The organism is Vibrio sp. C8, assembly GCF_054051265.1.
In genome coordinates this window covers 1-17,089 of sequence record NZ_JBPAOE010000011.1, presented here as the reverse complement: position 1 = coordinate 17,089, position 17,089 = coordinate 1, and the positions used below count along the sequence as shown (strand labels likewise).

Annotated in this window: 16 protein-coding genes; 1 reads left to right on the top strand and 15 read right to left on the bottom strand. The window is 43.9% G+C overall.

Features of this window, described 5'->3' with window-relative positions; all coding sequences use genetic code 11:
- Nucleotides 1–143: 143 nt before the first annotated feature.
- The 15 genes from fliG to ACRQQK_RS06040 all read right to left on the bottom strand — a co-directional run bounded on the left by fliG (nt 144) and on the right by ACRQQK_RS06040 (nt 16,415).
- Nucleotides 144–1,196: a flagellar motor switch protein FliG gene (gene fliG, locus ACRQQK_RS06110; protein WP_457510456.1), complete on the bottom strand. Its 1,053-nt coding sequence runs from the start codon at nt 1,194–1,196 to the stop codon at nt 144–146.
- A complete protein-coding gene (fliF, locus tag ACRQQK_RS06105) occupies nt 1,189–2,937 on the bottom strand; it encodes a flagellar basal-body MS-ring/collar protein FliF (RefSeq protein WP_457510455.1) in 1,749 nt (582 codons plus the stop codon). Before fliF ends, fliG begins: the two co-directional genes overlap by 8 nt.
- Nucleotides 2,938–2,951: 14 nt before the next feature.
- On the bottom strand, nt 2,952–3,263 hold the full coding sequence (fliE, locus tag ACRQQK_RS06100) for a flagellar hook-basal body complex protein FliE (RefSeq protein ID WP_042484016.1): 312 nt from the start codon (nt 3,261–3,263) through the stop codon (nt 2,952–2,954).
- An 87-nt stretch (nt 3,264–3,350) separates the two neighbouring features.
- Nucleotides 3,351–4,760, bottom strand: a complete 1,410-nt coding sequence (locus tag ACRQQK_RS06095; RefSeq protein ID WP_457510454.1) for a sigma-54-dependent transcriptional regulator — start codon at nt 4,758–4,760, stop codon at nt 3,351–3,353.
- Nucleotides 4,761–4,762: 2 nt separating this feature from the next.
- Nucleotides 4,763–5,815 (bottom strand): sensor histidine kinase, encoded by a 1,053-nt coding sequence (locus ACRQQK_RS06090; protein WP_457510453.1) that lies wholly within the window; start codon nt 5,813–5,815, stop codon nt 4,763–4,765.
- Nucleotides 5,816–5,939: 124 nt separating this feature from the next.
- Nucleotides 5,940–7,403 carry a sigma-54 dependent transcriptional regulator gene (locus tag ACRQQK_RS06085; protein ID WP_457510452.1) on the bottom strand — a complete coding sequence of 488 codons (1,464 nt, stop codon included), beginning with the start codon at nt 7,401–7,403 and terminating at the stop codon, nt 5,940–5,942.
- Nucleotides 7,404–7,637: 234 nt separating this feature from the next.
- Nucleotides 7,638–8,048, bottom strand: a complete 411-nt coding sequence (gene fliS / locus ACRQQK_RS06080; RefSeq protein ID WP_457510451.1) for a flagellar export chaperone FliS — start codon at nt 8,046–8,048, stop codon at nt 7,638–7,640.
- Between the two features lie 11 nt (nt 8,049–8,059).
- The gene (locus ACRQQK_RS06075) at nt 8,060–8,365 is read right to left on the bottom strand and encodes a flagellar protein FliT (RefSeq protein WP_457510450.1); all 306 of its coding nucleotides are present in this window, start codon (nt 8,363–8,365) and stop codon (nt 8,060–8,062) included.
- A 4-nt stretch (nt 8,366–8,369) separates the two neighbouring features.
- Nucleotides 8,370–10,358, bottom strand: a complete 1,989-nt coding sequence (gene fliD, locus ACRQQK_RS06070) for a flagellar filament capping protein FliD (RefSeq protein ID WP_102967646.1) — start codon at nt 10,356–10,358, stop codon at nt 8,370–8,372.
- Between the two features lie 21 nt (nt 10,359–10,379).
- Complete coding sequence (gene flaG / locus ACRQQK_RS06065; protein ID WP_102963097.1) at nt 10,380–10,841, bottom strand: flagellar protein FlaG; 462 nt, start codon at nt 10,839–10,841, stop codon at nt 10,380–10,382.
- A gap of 74 nt (nt 10,842–10,915) precedes the next feature.
- Nucleotides 10,916–12,046, bottom strand: coding sequence for a flagellin (locus ACRQQK_RS06060; RefSeq protein ID WP_102967645.1), 1,131 nt, complete (start codon nt 12,044–12,046; stop codon nt 10,916–10,918).
- 226 nt (nt 12,047–12,272) lie between these two features.
- Entirely contained in the window at nt 12,273–13,409 is a 1,137-nt protein-coding gene (locus tag ACRQQK_RS06055) for a flagellin (protein ID WP_102963095.1), read from the bottom strand.
- Nucleotides 13,410–13,670: 261 nt separating this feature from the next.
- A complete protein-coding gene (locus ACRQQK_RS06050; RefSeq protein ID WP_102963094.1) occupies nt 13,671–14,804 on the bottom strand; it encodes a flagellin in 1,134 nt (377 codons plus the stop codon).
- A 143-nt stretch (nt 14,805–14,947) separates the two neighbouring features.
- Nucleotides 14,948–15,853: a Dyp-type peroxidase gene (locus ACRQQK_RS06045; RefSeq protein ID WP_457510449.1), complete on the bottom strand. Its 906-nt coding sequence runs from the start codon at nt 15,851–15,853 to the stop codon at nt 14,948–14,950.
- A 97-nt stretch (nt 15,854–15,950) separates the two neighbouring features.
- A complete protein-coding gene (locus tag ACRQQK_RS06040) occupies nt 15,951–16,415 on the bottom strand; it encodes a DUF2919 domain-containing protein (RefSeq protein ID WP_457510448.1) in 465 nt (154 codons plus the stop codon).
- A gap of 255 nt (nt 16,416–16,670) precedes the next feature.
- Between ACRQQK_RS06040 and ACRQQK_RS06035 the strand changes: the two genes are divergently transcribed.
- Nucleotides 16,671–17,015, top strand: a complete 345-nt coding sequence (locus ACRQQK_RS06035; protein WP_457510447.1) for a DUF2956 domain-containing protein — start codon at nt 16,671–16,673, stop codon at nt 17,013–17,015.
- Nucleotides 17,016–17,089: the final 74 nt, after the last annotated feature.

Sequence of the window (17,089 nt, the reverse complement as noted above, 5' to 3'; positions counted from 1 at the left end):
TTTCCTATCTAAAGATAAAAAAGGCCGGCTGATTAAGCTGGCCTTATGGGCTGTTATCTTGTCTTAACAACAGTCCTAAATTAAGAAGACCTGTTTTTACACAACCGATATTTTCGTCAATGGTATTCCAGCAGCCATTCGTTTTATAAGAACTCGTCTGCACCACCACCCAGTATCAGCTCACCGTTGTCAGCCATACGTCGGGCAATAGCAAGAATCTCTTTCTGCGCCGTTTCCACATCTGAAACTTTGATTGGTGGCATTGCCTCCAAGTCATCTTTCATTAGTTCAGCAGCGCGTTTAGACATATTCTTGAAGATCTTATCTCGTAACGTGTCGTCAGCACCTTTAAGTGCTTTCTGTAGAACGTCTTGAGGAACGTCACGCAGCAATTTCTGAATACCTTGGTCGTCAACTTCGACCAAGTTCTCGAACACAAACATAAGGTCTTGAATTTGAGTAGCCAAATCTTCGTCTTGGTCGCGCATCTGATCCATCAGTGCTCCCTCGATATTGTTGTCGAGGTAGTTCATGATATCTGCCGCTGCTTTCAGACCGCCAATCTTCGCAGCTTGTGCACCAGCTTGGCCTGCGAACTGTTTCTCCATGATTTCATTTAACTCAGCCAGAGCTGAAGGTTGAACTTCTTCAAGGTTAGCAATACGCATCATCAAGTCTAGACGATCACGTTCGGCAAACTGCGCCAAAATTTCCGCAGATTGGTCTGGGTCTAAGTAAGACAATACGATAGTCTGAATTTGTGGGTGCTCGTTAACAATGATGCTTGCAACCTGACGAGGGTCCATCCATTTCAAGGAATCTAGACCTTTCGAACCAGTACCCAGTAGAATTTGGTCAACCAAGTTGTTCGCTTTATCTTCACCCAGTGCAGCAACCAGCGCTTTGCGCATAAAGTCTTCGCTGCCCATACCGATATTGGTATATTTCTGTATATCTTCCAAAAACAAGCGGTGTACGGCGGTTACTTTACCTTGGCTCAGATCTTTTGCCCGAGCCATAGCACTACCTACACGCTGAACCTGTTTAGGTTCAAGGTGACGGATGATTGCCGCTGCATCTGCCTCATTAAGACTCAGTAGCAAAATTGCTGCACGCTCTTCACCTGGAATATCAGCAATTTCTTTTTCTAACTCAGTCAACTCTCGGTTGTCTTGCTTTACTATTTCATTAGGCATCGTTAGCCACCCAGTTCTTAACTACTTGAGCTGCAAGCTCAGGTTCGTTGGCGACCAGAGCACGTACTGCTTTGAGTACATCCTCATCTTTATGTAGATTCGGTAAGTCTATGCCAGAGCCAAACTCAAACAATTCACCACCTTCAATATCACTGCCAATCAAGCTGGTTTCACCATCAATACCGATAGGCATACCATCTGGACCATATAGTTGGTCGTCATCATCCGCAGATGGATTGAGAAGTTTCTTCATCGCAGGACGAACAAGCACGAGTACGATAACCATGATAACCAAAGCACTTGCGAGCCAACGAATCCAGTCGTTGAAGTTCGGATGTTCCCAGATTGGTACATCGGCAATAGTCTCAATTTCTGGTTCTGCGAAGTTCATGCTTAATACATTCAGTAAGTCACCACGATTTTCGCTGAAACCAACCGCACCAACCAATACCTGACGAATCGCTTGTAGCTCACTATCACTCACTGGGGTATAAGTAACTTCACCAGTTTCCGTATTGACACTGCTTCGATTCTTAACCGCAACAGCAACAGTTTGACGGTTAACCACGCCTGTTTGACGGCGCTCGTGACTAATTGTCGTATCCAATTCAAAGTTGCGAGTCGCTTCTTTGTGAACAGAGCCCTGTCCCATCAGCGAACCATCTTTCATCTGTGCCACATCTTGTGGAATGGACGCATCTGCAGGAGGCTGGTTACTCAATGCTCCCGGTACACCGGCAATCACATTACCGTTGTTATAATCTTCTAAGGTGTATTCACTACGTGTCGCAGGTGTATTTGGGTCAAAACGTTTACGAGTCTGCTCTACCGCGCTGAAATCCAGTTCAACGTCTACCTGAGCGGTATAGTTACCCAAACCTAAAATCGGAATTAATACTGAATCGATTTTTTCACGTAAATCTTGTTCTTTCTTACGCTCTGCTTCCTGCTCTTTACGACGAGCAGCGGTTACTGGATCCTGTGAACCAGAGCTAAGTAGGCGACCATGTTGATCAGTTACGGTGACACGTGTCGGTTTCATTCCCGGAACAGCGCTCGCGACCATATCAACAATAGAATCAACTTCGCCTTGTTTAAGGTCGGTACCCGTGCGCAGTGTCAAAAACACCGACGCAGACGCTTCTTGGTTTTGACGAACGAATACACTCTGTTTAGGCAAGGCAAGAAGTACGCGCGCTTTGTTAACTTGGCGCATCTCTTCAATACCTTTGGCAAGCTGACGCTCACGGCTGAGTTTCAGACGCTCTTGCTCCAAGCGTTGTGAAACACCGAAACCCATGTCTTGCAGCAGAATTTCATCACCTTCGTGGCGTTCCTGATTCATACCAGCTCGAACCATATTTAATTTCAGACTGTTGTAGTCTGAAGTCGGCACCAAAATGGTGTTACCGTCTAACTTATAGTCTTGTTTTTGCTGGTCGAGGTAATCAAGAACAGGGATCAGTTCTTGTGTGTCATAAGCACCTAAAGGACGCATTTCTGGCTCTTTAACCCAGAAGAACAGCATCACAATTAAGGCCACACAGATAGAGATAGAGAGGACAAGGACAACTTGGCGTAGTAAGTCCAAGTCACCCATAGAGAAATCCATTTTTGAGGAGCTTTTTTCTTCAGCGTCTACGTTTTGCGTGCCCATGTCCATGTCGGAGCTCGACATCAAGCTATGGTCACCGCCGCTATCGCTTAAAGTAAGATCAGTTGTTTGCTTATTCTCAGCCACAATTCACACCTTTACTAAACTGGCATGTTCATCAGTTCTTTGTACGCTTCAACAAGCTTGTTGCGTACCTGAATAGTGGCTTCAAATGCCACGCTCGATTTGTTGCGGGCGATCATAACATCAGAAAGAGAAACACCTTCATCGCCACGATCAAAGCGCATTTGAAGGTCGCTTGAGGTTTTCTGTAAACCATTTACGTTATTGATAGCGTTTGAAAGCATATCACCAAAATCAGCGCCAATTTTTTGTCCTGTTGGAGCTGGGCGTGAATTGGTAGCTTCTACCATCATCGCCTGCATTTCGCTTTGTAAACCGTTTATATTCATTACTACCTCAAAAGCCAGAACTTTGACTAAACTTCATCTCTGTTCAGTAATGCAGCAATTTATGTGCCACTCTGAAATGTGGCTAATTTAGCCCGGAATATCCATACCTGCATCACGCATTTTTGCTAGTTTGTAGCGTAATGTGCGCGGACTAATACCAAGTTTTTCCGCCATCTCTTTACGACGACCATTGCATTCAATCAAGGTCTCCATAATGATCGCGAATTCTTGATCACGCAGCTCACCGCCTAAGCCTGCACTGCTGTTCGAAATCTTAGCGACATCAACCTGAGCAATAGGTTTGATATCTGGTGTTGCAACCGTTTCGCTACCTTCAACCAACTTCTGAAGGCTAGAAGCATCCTGCCAATCCAAACCTTCAAGTAAGATATGTTCCTGATCGATGTTCCCATTTTCACAGAGGATCAGAGCGCGCTGTACCACGTTGTCTAACTCACGCACGTTACCCGGCCAAGAATAGGCATGGAGCTTAGTCACGGCGGACGTAGAAAGATTCGGTACAGGCATCCCCAATTTCTTACAGTTCCGCTCCACTAAGTGATTTGCGAGCGGTTCAATATCCGCTTTACGATCTTTCAGAGCTGGCCAAGAGATTGGGAAAACGTTCAAACGGTAATACAAGTCTTCACGGAAGTTGCCTTCTTGTACGTATAGCTTCAAGTCTCGGTTACTTGTCGCAAGCACACGAACATCGAGTTTAATGCTCTTACGGCTACCCAAGCGTTCCACTTCACGCTCTTGAAGAACACGTAATAACTTGGCCTGAAGGTTTAAATCCATCTCACTAATTTCATCCAGCAAGATAGTGCCGCCCTGAGCTTGTTCAAATTTACCCGGACACGCTTGCACGGCACCAGTAAACGCACCTTTCTCGTAACCAAACAAGGTTGCTTCCAACATATTGTCAGGAATCGCCGCGCAGTTGATGGCAATGAAAGGACCATCTTTGCGTAATGAAGCATTGTGAATGTAACGAGACATCACTTCTTTACCGGAACCGCTAGGTCCTAAAATCATCACGTTAGCGTCGGTTTTCGCGACTTTGTCAGCCAGAGCCAGCAGTTTTAAACTTTTCTCGTCAGCAACAACCGCATCACCATTATCGTCTGATTTTACAGGCGCATATCGGCTTACCATGTTCAACAATACTTCTGGCGCGAATGGCTTAGCCATGTAGTCGATAGCACCATCTTTCATTGCCGAAACCGCATCTTCAATATTGGCATAGGCTGTCATCAACAATACTGGCAAATTAGGCCAGTGTTGTTTGATATTGCGTAGCAGTGCAAGGCCACCCATACCACCCATTTGTACATCCGAAACCACAATATCCACAGAATTGTTTTTGAGTTTCACCAAAGCGTCTTCAGCACTGTCAGCTTCCAGCCATTCATAACCAGCCAGTGCTAAGGTGTCTACCAAGGCTTCGCGTAGGCCTTCATCATCTTCAACGATTAAGACTTTGCTTTGTGCCATCATCATTCTCCAGTTTCTGTGTGAGTGGAATCAGTGTGATTTTGCAAGGGAATACAAACGGTAAAACACGCACCGTCTCCCTCTTCAGATATCAGTTCTAGTCGTCCGTCGTGTGCACGACAAACCATCTGTACAACCGCAAGACCTAAACCCGTTCCCTGCGAGCGAGTGGTAAAGAAAGGTTCCATAATCTTACTTTGCAACTCAAGGGGTACGCCGGGGCCGCTGTCTTGAACGGATATTTTTAGCTCACCATTCACAGGGCGGAAAAACACATCAATTTGTGATTCTTTACCAGCTATCTGAATCGCATTCATCACTAAATTACTTAATGCGGAGGCGATAGCATTCGCATTGCCCAACAACATTGTCTCTTTTTCTTCCACTTCGAGACAAAAATCAATTTGGTTGTTTTTCAACGCCGTTTCGACCATTGGAGAAAACTCCCCAACCAGATCAGCGATTGAAAATGGTTTTACTACTTTATTGTCACCACCTTTGGCAAACAGCAACATATCATTGACTTGCTTTTCCAAATCATACAAACGATCCATCAATTTATTTTGAAAGCGCTCACGGGTTGTTGTAGGTAAATTTGGAGCGCCCAGATTAGAAGCATAGAGCATGGCACTCGATAGCGGCGTTCTCACCTGATGCGCCAGTGAAGCGACCATTCGCCCTAAAGATGATAATCGTTGTAAATCACTGACCCGAGCCTGCAATAAGCGGGTTTCTGTCAAATCAGTGATCAAAATGAGCTGACCTGTATTGGAAGCTGAAATTGCCAAGCGTACTTTCCGGCCATTGCGTAATGAAATTTCGTGGCCATCATCTTCACGAGGAGCAAACGCTATCTGAATTATCGCGTACCAGCGCTCACCCAAAAGAGGAACGTCCAAGATTCGCTGTGCTTCAGGGTTAGCTTCTCGCACAACCCCTTGAGTATCCAACAAAATCACGCCTGCTGGCATGACATCAAGAACCTGTTTATAGCGTTCTACTTGGTCTTCTAAAGAATCTAAATGTGAATGCTGCTCTTGCACTTGGTCTACCATCGTCGAGAATCTGCCTTCCAATACAACAATAGCCTGTCACGCAAAATGCATGCCAGGCTATTTTGTATATTTTTCAATAAGTTAATTCAATGACAATAAATTGACTCACTCGAAATATGGCTTTTTAGCGTTGCATATTGTACTTACGCATCTTCTCAACCAAGGTAGTTCGACGCATGCCCAGCATATCTGCAGCACGAGCAACGACACCGCCCTGAGCTTCTAAAGCTTGATTGATAAGGCTAACTTCTAAATCAGCGAGAAGTTCCTTCAGGTTTACACCTTCTGGTGGCAAAGCTTGTGGCACATCAACATCATTGAAATTGTCAGTGCTGTCTAAACTGAAGTTTTCTGAGAAGATGCTGTCCAGAGCGTCACGCTCTTGCTCTTCCACTGAACTGAATCGGCTAGGCTCAGGCTGGAACTCAGGGATATCACTGTAACGGTACTTGGTTGGTAGATGATTAACATCAACCAGACTGTTTGGATACAGGATAACCATACGCTCAACTAGGTTTGCTAGCTCACGAACATTTCCCGGCCAATCATGCTCCATTAGAGAGTTAATCGCTCTAGGTGTGTAACAGATAGGTTGAGCACCTTCTGCTTCCATTCGCGTCATCAGTTCACGAAGTAGCAAAGGAATATCTTCTTTGCGCTCTTTTAGCGAAGGCATTTCAATTGGGAAAACATTAAGACGATAGTACAGATCTTCGCGGAAACGCTGATCTTCTATCATGCTCTCCAAATTACGGTGTGTTGCAGCTATAATTCGAACGTTGGCTTTAATAGTGGTGTTGCCACCAACCCTTTCAAAGCAACGCTCTTGCAATACACGCAGTAATTTAACCTGCATGGTCATCGGCATATCACCGATTTCGTCTAAGAATAACGTGCCGCCTTCCGCCAGTTCAAAACGCCCTTTACGAGCGGTAATCGCTCCAGTAAATGCGCCTTTTTCATGACCAAAGAGTTCACTTTCCAATAGATCTGCAGGAATTGCGCCACAGTTAATTGGCACAAAAGGGCCACCACGACGCGGTGAATGGTAGTGAACGTTTCTTGCGACTACCTCTTTACCTGTACCAGATTCGCCTAAGATCAATACGTTAGCTTCTGTTCCAGAAACTTGTTCAATCAAATGGCGAACTTCTTGGATACCATTGCTTTGGCCGACCAAACTGCGAAATAGAGTGTTCTTGCGGTCTGACGCGACAACATTAATGCCCTGACGACCTAAAAATGCTTTGCAGTGGCGGAGTGCTTCACTCAGTTGTTGATAGTTAAGAGGGAACTCCAATTCACCAACAAATTGAGGAAATTCTTCCAAAGAATATGGCTGCTTATCAGCCAATAAAAGAGGAATGTGATTTGCACTTGCGAGTGATGAGGCTAATGATTCTGATAGTTTATTATCTTTCAACGATCCAAGAATGCATCCTGTCCACGTTGCCGACCAATTGATTTGATCAGCGAGCGAAGACTCAATTACCTCACACTGCTCTCCTACAAATTCTAATATGATACTGAGATTAAGACGAATAGACGGATCGTCTTCAATCACAAGCAATTTTGCTAAACCTTGCATAGGTGAGAATATTTGCCTTCAATCTGGAAAGTTGGGTGTATCTACACAATAAAAATCGTTATTCGGCTGAATTAGTCTTTTAAGTAGCACTAAATATACGATAGTCAATCTGTGAAAATCAGCAACAAAAAAAAGCCATTAGGCTATCTAATGGCTTCTATTCTATGTGATAAAAAAAATAAGGCAACCAAGCAATTAGCTGGTGTGAGCTCTGTTAAAACTTTCAGAGATAACTTACAGACCTACGTCATTTGATGTCAGATTGTGATATTCAGCCGGAATTTGATCCCAAGCCGATTTAATTTCACGAATAATATCGATCACATCGTCCACTATCTGCGGATCATTCTGATGATTAGCAGCAGCAATTTGAGTGATCATAAATTCGTATAGCTGATCTAGGTTTTGTGCGATTTCACCGCCATCATCCATAGATAAACAGCTACGTAAGCTGATTATGATGTCTAAAGCTTTGCCAAAACGCTCGCCTTTTACAGGAATGTTGCCCTGTAGCATTGCGGCTTTAGCTTGAATCAAACGTTCAATAGCGCCAGCCATTAACATCTGTACAATCTTATGCGGTGAGGCCGCACTTAGCTGGCTATCCACTGATACTTTTTTGTACGCCTGCAAAGAACCACGCATAGTCTTCCTCTTTATAAAAACTTTTTGTATTGCTGAACCGATTTATTACCGTGACGGAATTTTTGTAAATCTTTCCCGATTAACAGGGTTTTTGACTGCATCAGTTCAACAAGTTGTTGTGTATCTCGAACAGCATCTCGCCAACATTGGGATTTGCCTAGTGCTGGATTTTCTGACACTTCAGTCAGTAATCTTTGCAATAACTGTTCCCTTATATCGACAAGTTGAATAATTTCTTCAACATTTATATCGTCAACTGCCAATAAATCTTTAATTTGATTATCGACACTGTTCAACTCTTTCAGCTGTTCATCCATCATATTAGCCTAGTGCATTCATCATACCGGCTAACTGAGACTGCATTTTACCAGTGGCATCCTGCATGGCCGAAAACTTGTCGAACGTCCTTTTCTCTAGGCTATCCATTCGACGGTCAAGTGCAGCTTGGTCATCATTAAGACGGTAATTTCGCTCTGTGAGTGTCTTTTCACGATTACGAATAACGCCTGTCACACCAGTCATACCTTGGATGGCATCTTCGACTTTTTTTGCAAAGCCCTGATTACCACCAAAAAATTCGCCCAGCTTGGTGAAATTGTTATTTAATTGACGATCGAGCATATCATAGTTGATCTCCATCGTCCCTTGGCGCGTGGTCGTGATACCAAATTCAGTTAAGCTTTGTAGCGTCTCAGGTGCTTGTTCAATTTTACTGGAGAAGATTGATTTTAGACGGGAGTCTGCACTGCGCACCACACTGTCACCCGCAAGAGGCCCAGCTTGTCCGGTACGAGGATCAACGCCAGACAGTTCTTTTGATACTTGATAAAACTGGTTATACGCATTGACGAACTGCTCAATATCTTCGCGTACACTATTGCGATCGTATTCAATGTCAATTTCGGCAGGCTGCTGACTGCGTTCTGTCTTGCCTTTTAACGTTAAATCAACGCCTTCAATCGCGTTTTCAATCACATTATTTTTACTAGAAAGCTTAGCAACACCGTCCAACACGACTAAAGAATCTTGCGCAGATTGAACTTCCGTCATACCAGTATAGGCATCAAAGGAGGCTTGAGCCGCTTTTAGTTGCTCATTGACTGCTTCTACTTTTTCTAGCAGTCCACGTTCTTCTGGAGTCAGTTTCGCTCGTGCAATCGCTTTGGCTTCATCAGGTGTCATGTTGCCGTTTTTTACGGCAGCACGAATATCGGCTTTCTCTTGCGCCAATTGGCGTTCAAGTTTTTCCTGCGCTTCTTTTGGCGTGACATAAGAGTCTACCAAGGTTCCTGAAGCCGTATTTGTCCAACCCGGAACATCTTTTGATTTGTCTATCGCTTTATCATCAAGTTCAGGTTCTGGCTCATAATAGGAATCCAGCAAAGTACCTGATGCTGTTTCTGTCCAACCAGGAATGCGTTCTTCTGGTTTTAAGTACTTGTTGACATCAGCCCCAACTTTGGCGGCGGCTTTAACGGCTGAGTCAGACAGTTCGGTGCTATCGCTGTCAACACCGTTGCTGTCTTTTGCCACTTTCTGAACTTGAGCGGCAACAGACTCATCAATTTCTCTAGCGGCATTTCCGATTTTTTCTGCCACTTTAGCGGCAACCTTTTGCTGCTCTGGTGTCAAAGGGGCAATCAGTTGCTGCGCGGAAGCTCGTGCTTTTTCAAGATCTTTAACGCGGTCTTCTAATGTTTTGTATTCAAGAGACTTTAGAGGATCACCTGCTTGCGCTTGTGCCGAAATAGTTACTCGATTTTCTTCACCGGAAATATTTGAGGCGACGATTAAACGAGGTCCGTCAACGTCATTGATCACCGAAGCTCGTACACCAGGGTTACTCTTTTCACCATTGATGCTACGAACAATATCGATAAGTTTAGATTGGGGCTCTACTTCTATATTGAAGCTTTTCTTGCCAAGTGAAATTTGCAGCTTACCCGGGCCAAACTTTGCGTCTTGAGGAAGTACATCAGACGCAATTTTATGGCTCTGAGCAAGCTGCAACACATCTACTGAGTATTTACCAGCAATGGCATCAGTGGTTGCTGTCGCGACGACGGAGTTATCATCAGAGGTGTCCACAGAACGAACTGCGAACGCCTTTTCCTGACGAAAATTCGCCATCAGATTTTTCATCGTATCCAGCGACTCTCTGAGTCGGCCATAGGCACTAATACTGGTATCAATACCAACGCGCTCATTGTCAATCCGTTGCTGTTTGGGAACACGCTCCGAATTGACAATTTTGCTGACCATTGAATTTATATCAAAGCCAGTGTTCATCCCCATTGGGCCTAAACTCATTCAACCACCTCAAAAATATATTTACACCTTAGCCGACAATAAGCCCGATTTATGGTCCTGTTGTCGGGAAAGACGTCGTAATACTTCAAGCATTTCTTCTTCAGGAATTTGGCGGATAATGTCACCCGTTGAGGCTTCATACACCGTTACTACGTCCCGACCGGATTCTTCATCAATTCTGAAAGATAACCCTTTGTTGATAGATTTAACGAAATCGCTAACTTGTTCTACCATTTTAGCTCGTCGTTCGTCATTCAGCTTTTCCCGTTCACGAGAACGTTCAATTGCTGCGTCGACCGACTCTTGCTTAGTCTTCTCCAGTTGTTGTGAAATGTGCTCATAAATCTTATCTGAGCGCTCTACCGGTCGTTCCTCCTTTTTCGCCGTCGAAATGTTATTTACGTTTTCATTTTCTGAAGCAAATTTGATGCCACTTTGTGAGCCGAAAGGCTGGACGTTCGATGTGTGTAATGGTACTTCCATAACAATCTCCCTTCCACCTTAGAGGTAACTTTTCTCCAACTGTGCTACCTATAAAGCTCAGTTAGCTTTATCAGTTAACCCAACAAGCTAAGAGCCGCGGTTGGTGACTGCTTCGCTTGAGCCAACACAGACGCACTCGCTTGTTGCAGAATTTGCGATTTCGTCATTGCAGTGGTTTCACGAGCGTAATCCGTATCTTTAATACGGCTACGAGAGGCATTCACGTTCTCGTTGATGTTCTCTAGGTTGCTGATTGCATGACCAAAACGGTTTTGGAAAGCACCCAGTGACGCTCGTTGGCTATCTACGGCTTTAAGCGCACCGTCGATTACCGCAATCGCTTCTTGAGAACCACCCACTGTTGATACGTTAATATCTTTTACAGTCAGCTCTTCACCTTGACCAAAGCCAATCTCAGCACCAAGATCACCACCGATAGTGACATCACCTTGCACTTTTTGAGTTGCTGCGAAAAGTTGTAGCTTACCACCTTCGCCAACTGACGCTTTAATGTCGTCGTTTTGGCCGTTGATGTAAGTAGCAACTTCTTCTAAGTCATCACCTGCTTTTGCAGAAATAGTGACTTCACGAGCTTCACCCTGTTTGTCGGTGTAGTTCAGTGTTAGATCTTTCGCTTCGCCGACTTTCCAATCCGATCCTTTACCTTCTTGGGCACGGTAAGCTTTACCACCCATATCAGTGGTATCCGAACGCATGTTGCTCATAGATAAAGCAACCGCCTCACCTGAGTCAGCACCGATTTGGAAAGATTTACTGCCGAAAGAACCATTCAGTAGTTTGTTACCACCAAACGATGTGGTTTCCGCAATACGGTTCAATTCGTCATTAAGTGCAGACACTTCTTCTTGAATCGCTAAACGCTCAGAACGTGAGTTCGAACCGTTAGAAGATTGCAATGAAAGGTCACGCATACGTTGAAGGATGTTGGTAGTTTCATTCATTGCACCTTCAGCTGTTTGTGCAATAGAGATACCATCGTTCGCATTTCTCACGGCCATATCTAAACCACGGCTTTGAGAAGTTAAACGGTTTGAAATTTGTAGACCTGCTGCATCATCTTTCGCGCTGTTGATTCGGTAACCCGAAGACAAACGTTCCATAGATTTTTGCGTGCCGTCCGCTGCATTGTTCAAATACCGCTGAGCAGTCATCCCCGCGACATTCGTGTTCACACTTATTGCCATATTGATCTCCTTAGGCAGATTGTTGATGTACCTTCGAGTCTCTCACCTCTCTCCGGCACACCTCATTTCTCTCGTTATCTGTAACGGCGAAGAATTAACAACCTTTAGAGAAAAAATATTACTTTTTCGCAAAATAATTGAACATTTGAAGAATTAATAAGCAAATCAAGATATTAATCGCAAAAAAAAATCCAGCCGAAGCTGGATTTTTTCATCTGGAAGCGGATTAACCTAGTAGGCTAAGCGCTGCGTTTGGAGCTTGTTTAGCTTGCGCCAACACTGTGCTTGATGCTTGAGAAAGAATTTGCGACTTAGTTAGTGCAGTTGTTTCTTTCGCGAAGTCAGTGTCTTTGATGCGGCCCTTAGAAGCATTTACGTTTTCGTTGATGTTGTCTAAGTTACTGATTGCATGGTTGAAACGGTTTTGGAAAGCACCAAGTTCTGCACGGTGGCTATCTACAAATTTCAACGCTGAGTCGATGATAGCAACAGATTCTTGAGCGCCACCTACTGATGTTACGTCAATAGAGTTCACAGTTACTGCTTTACCTTCACCACCTAGACCCAATTCACCAGCAAGAGAACCACCAAATGCTACTTCACCTTGCATTTTGTCAGTACCAGCGAACACTTGTAGCTTGCCATCTTCGCTTACAGACGCTTTAACTGTGTCTGTTTGACCGTTGATGTAAGTGGCTAGCTCTTCGATGTCATCGCCAGTTTTTGCTGAGATGCTGATAGTTTGCTCTTGACCAGCTTTGTCAGTGAAAGACATGGTTAGGTCGTTTGCACCTGATTGCACACCCCAGTTTTTATCTTTACTTTCAGTTGCTTGGTAGCTAACACCACCCATCTTAGAGTTATCGCTGCGCATGTTATTTAGGCTTAACATTACTGCTTCACCTGAGTCAGCACCGATTTGGAATGACTTAGTTGAGAATGTGCCGTTTAGTAGCTTGTTACCACCGAAAGAAGTGGTTTCTGCGATACGGTTTAGCTCGTCGTTAAGTGCAGATACTTCTTCTTGAAGTGCTACGCGCTCAGACTTAGAGTTTGAACCGTTAGTTGATTGTAGTGACAAGTCACGCATACGTTGCAGAATGTTAGTCGTTTCATTCATCGCACCTTCAGCAGTTTGAGCAATCGAAATACCATCATTCGCGTTGCGCACTGCTACGTCTAAGCCACGGCTTTGAACGTTCAAACGGTTAGAGATTTGAAGACCAGCTGCATCATCTTTTGCGCTGTTGATTTTTGAACCAGACGATAGACGCTCCATTGACGTTTGTTGTGCGTTAGTTGCACTGTTTAGGTAACGTTGAGCTGTCATTGCTGATACGTTGGTATTTACATTTACTGCCATGGTGATTTCTCCAATTGATTTTCCGGTAGTTCAGGTTTCCGACGTCTCGGAAAACCAAGTAGTTCTCTCAAAGTTACTTTCTATAACGGCTCCTATTCGGGAACCTTTAGAAAATTTTTTCGATTTTTTTAAAAAAACTTCGTTTGGCGTATTAAACGTGACGAAAGCATTAAAAGTTTTAAAAAGTCGATTTTTTTATTAAAGGTTTACAGCACAGCGTCGATAAACCTTGATTTTCTTTTTACCCAGTGCGTTTTCTTTTTAACCAAGTAAAGATAGAGCCACGTTTGGCTGTTTCTTAGCTTGAGCCAAAATAGAGGTACTCACTTGTTGAAGTATTTGCTGCTTAATCATTTGCGTCGTTTCTTTCGCATAGTCAGCGTCTTTAATACGACTATTAGAAGCAGCCAAGTTTTCGTGCACGTTATCCAGATTGTTGATCGCGTGCGAAAAACGGTTTTGTAATGCGCCCAACTCGGCACGGTGACTGTCTACATATTGCAGCGCAGTATCTAACACCGACACAGCACGTTGAGCACCACCAGCGGAACGGATATCCAGGTCATTTACAGATTCATAGCCTTTGAGATCCATTTGAAGCTCATCGGCTAAACTTCCACTGAATGACAAAGTTCCGGAAGTCTCTTTACCCGCCATAAAGACCTGTAATTGACCATCTTCATTGACGGATGCTGATAGTTCATCCGTTTGTCCGTTTATGTAAGTAGCAAGCTCTTCTACATCATCACCTTCTTTAGCGTGAATATTGATTGAAGACTCTTTACCACTCGCATCCACATACTGAATCATCAGCTGGTTATTACCTTTTGATACCTGCCATTGTTCATCTAACGAGCGACGACCGACATAGCTGAATCCGCCCATATCGATACTGTCTGAACGCATGTTCTTCAGCGACAGCTGAACCGCCTCTCCAGAGCTTGCGCCTATCTGGAAAGAAGATTGTCCAAAAGTGCCATTGAGCAGTTTTCGCCCACCAAAAGAGGTAGTTTCAGCGATTCGGTTCAATTCATCATTTAAAGCCGCCATTTCTTCCTGCAAAGCAACTCTTTCTGCTTTGCTGTTGGAACCATTTGCTGACTGAAGTGATAAATCTCGCATGCGTTGCAGCAAGTTAGTACTTTCCTGCATCGCCCCTTCAGCGGTTTGCATGATGGACACACCGTCATTGGCATTACGCACAGCGACATCTAGTCCGCGCATCTGAGTTTCTAAGCGATTCGATATTTGCAGACCTGCCGCATCATCTTTAGCACTATTAATCTTCTTACCTGAAGACAAACGCTCTAAAGATTGATTAAGCATTTCTGTAGCTGAGTTCAAATGGCGTTGAGCCACAAGAGCAGAGACATTTGTGTTTACCGTTATCGCCATACAGACGCAATCACCTACTTCTGGTTAATTCTGTTAGCTATATCGGTGGTGTGCAGATTTTCTTTAGTAAGAGTTTTATCTAAATCAAAAAGCCGGACATTCAGTCCGGCTTTCATCTATAGGATTATTTTCTGTTTATCGAACTATGCCTTTAAAGCAAGGCTCGCTAGCATCTCTTGAGAAGGCGCGAAGAAGTAAGCACCAGTCACAGCGTGAGTAAAGCGAAGCAGTTGGTCTGTTTTACCATCTGTCACGCCATACATACTTTCTAACATCACTTTCATGTTATGCAGTGTGTAGCAGTAAGAGATAAACAGCAGGCCATGTTCACCACTTGCGGTACCATACGGTAAGCTGTGACGAACTATCTTCAAACCTTTACCTTCTTCTTTAATATCAACACGGCCTACGTGTGAAGCGGCTGGAACGTCATCTAACTCGATCGAATCTGGCTTAGTACGGCCTACTACTTTTTCTTGAGCAGCTATGTTTAAACGGTTCCAAGCAGGAAGATCATGCACAAAGCGTTGCAGCATTACGTAGCTACCACCCGCAAACTCGCCATCCTGAATCAGTGCAACTTCTTGACGTTTTTCATCTTTAGGGTTTTCTGTTCCATCGATGAATCCTGTCATATCACGAGCATCTAGGTAGCGGAAACCGTAAGTCTCATCTACGACGGTCACATCTTCAGCCGTTTCGGCTAAGAATGTACGTAAAACATAAAACAGCAAATCGTGACGAGTTGAATGGCAGTGAATCAGTACATCAACATCTGTGCTAGGTGCTACAACTTTACCTTCACCCAGCGGTTGAAAATCGATCAGCTCTTCAGGCATCTCCACATCAAGCTTTTGCCAAAAAGCTTTAGTAAACGAAACGGATACCGTTAAAGCCGCCCCCGGTTGATTCGCATTAATATCCGCAATATGTACTGGCAACGCTTGAAGCTGCTGTAAAACATGAGCGTGGTTTTGACGAATTTTCAAAAGGCTATAGAGTGCAAATGGACCTGCTTCAGGCAGAATTGCAGTCTGTGACATTGACATAAAAAATCCTCACTATTCATTTATGCTCATTGGCTATGGACTGAGTGTAATTAAAAACTATATCTTTATGTTGACCGTGATCATGAGTTCACGACGATCATGTGCGATACAAAACAGGGACTTGAAAGCAATCTCTGACACTGCGGCTGTTATAAACATACAGAGCAAACCACAATAAAAGCAACATACTCAAGGCAGATATCCAGTTAAAAGAGCCGTTCTGAAGATAAACGTGGTATCCGGTTTGAACAAATTGCGCCAGTGCCGTTAATAACGTCACCTCACGGCCCCATTTAGCGGATAATATCGCCCAACGCCTGTCAGGATGCCTTAACCCGACCAACCACATCATAGCAATACTCGGTACACCCATCGCTAAACCCAAATACAACATTGAGTGATCAGGATAAATCAAACCTAGGATTTTCGGCCCACTGTCGCGACTGGCTCCAGCCATCACAAATACAATCCAAGCTTTCGACAAGAAAAACCAGCCTAGCCATAACCATTTCGGAGCCTTAAGAAAGCCGTTAGCATCGTATTGTTCTATTGAATAACGCACAGTGTTCCATCTGAATTTGCTACTTTTGTTACACAACCACTTTAACCGAATGGTTTCAAATAGCTATACGTAATCTCTGATTGAAGCGGTAGATATGATAATCAGAATGTAAGAAAAACACTGAAGTCCCTTCCTGACCAACACCATGACAGATAGAGAAATTAAACCGCAGAGTTGAACTAGAGCCCTTCATCAAATATGTCAGTTCGTGATAGGGTTTAGCCCTATTCACTACCAAGACTAAATTCTGCATTTATGAACAAGAAGATCGTTCCTTCGGAACAAACTCAGCAAGAGGCATTGGCGGTCGCTAGAGCAATTCAAAAACCGGGACAAACAAAAGAACAAACCAAATTAATTGCTCAAGGAATAGAGAAAGGCATAGCGCTGTACAAAAAACAGCAAAAAGAGAAAAACCGCCAAGCAGACAAAGCGCGCAAGAAAGCGTTAAAGACAAAGCAAACCAGTGCAGAAATTCAAGAGAACGAAGAGTTTAATGAATTCGACACAACAAGCACATCAAGCTTTTTACCTTGGATTTTACTGGGCTTAAGCTGGGCAGGCTTTATTGCGTATTGGTTTATACAAAACCAACAATGACCCGTCCTGATATGGGTTGACACATTTTAGTTAAAACGCTCGGTGTACTTCATCGGGCGTTTTGTATTTTAAGG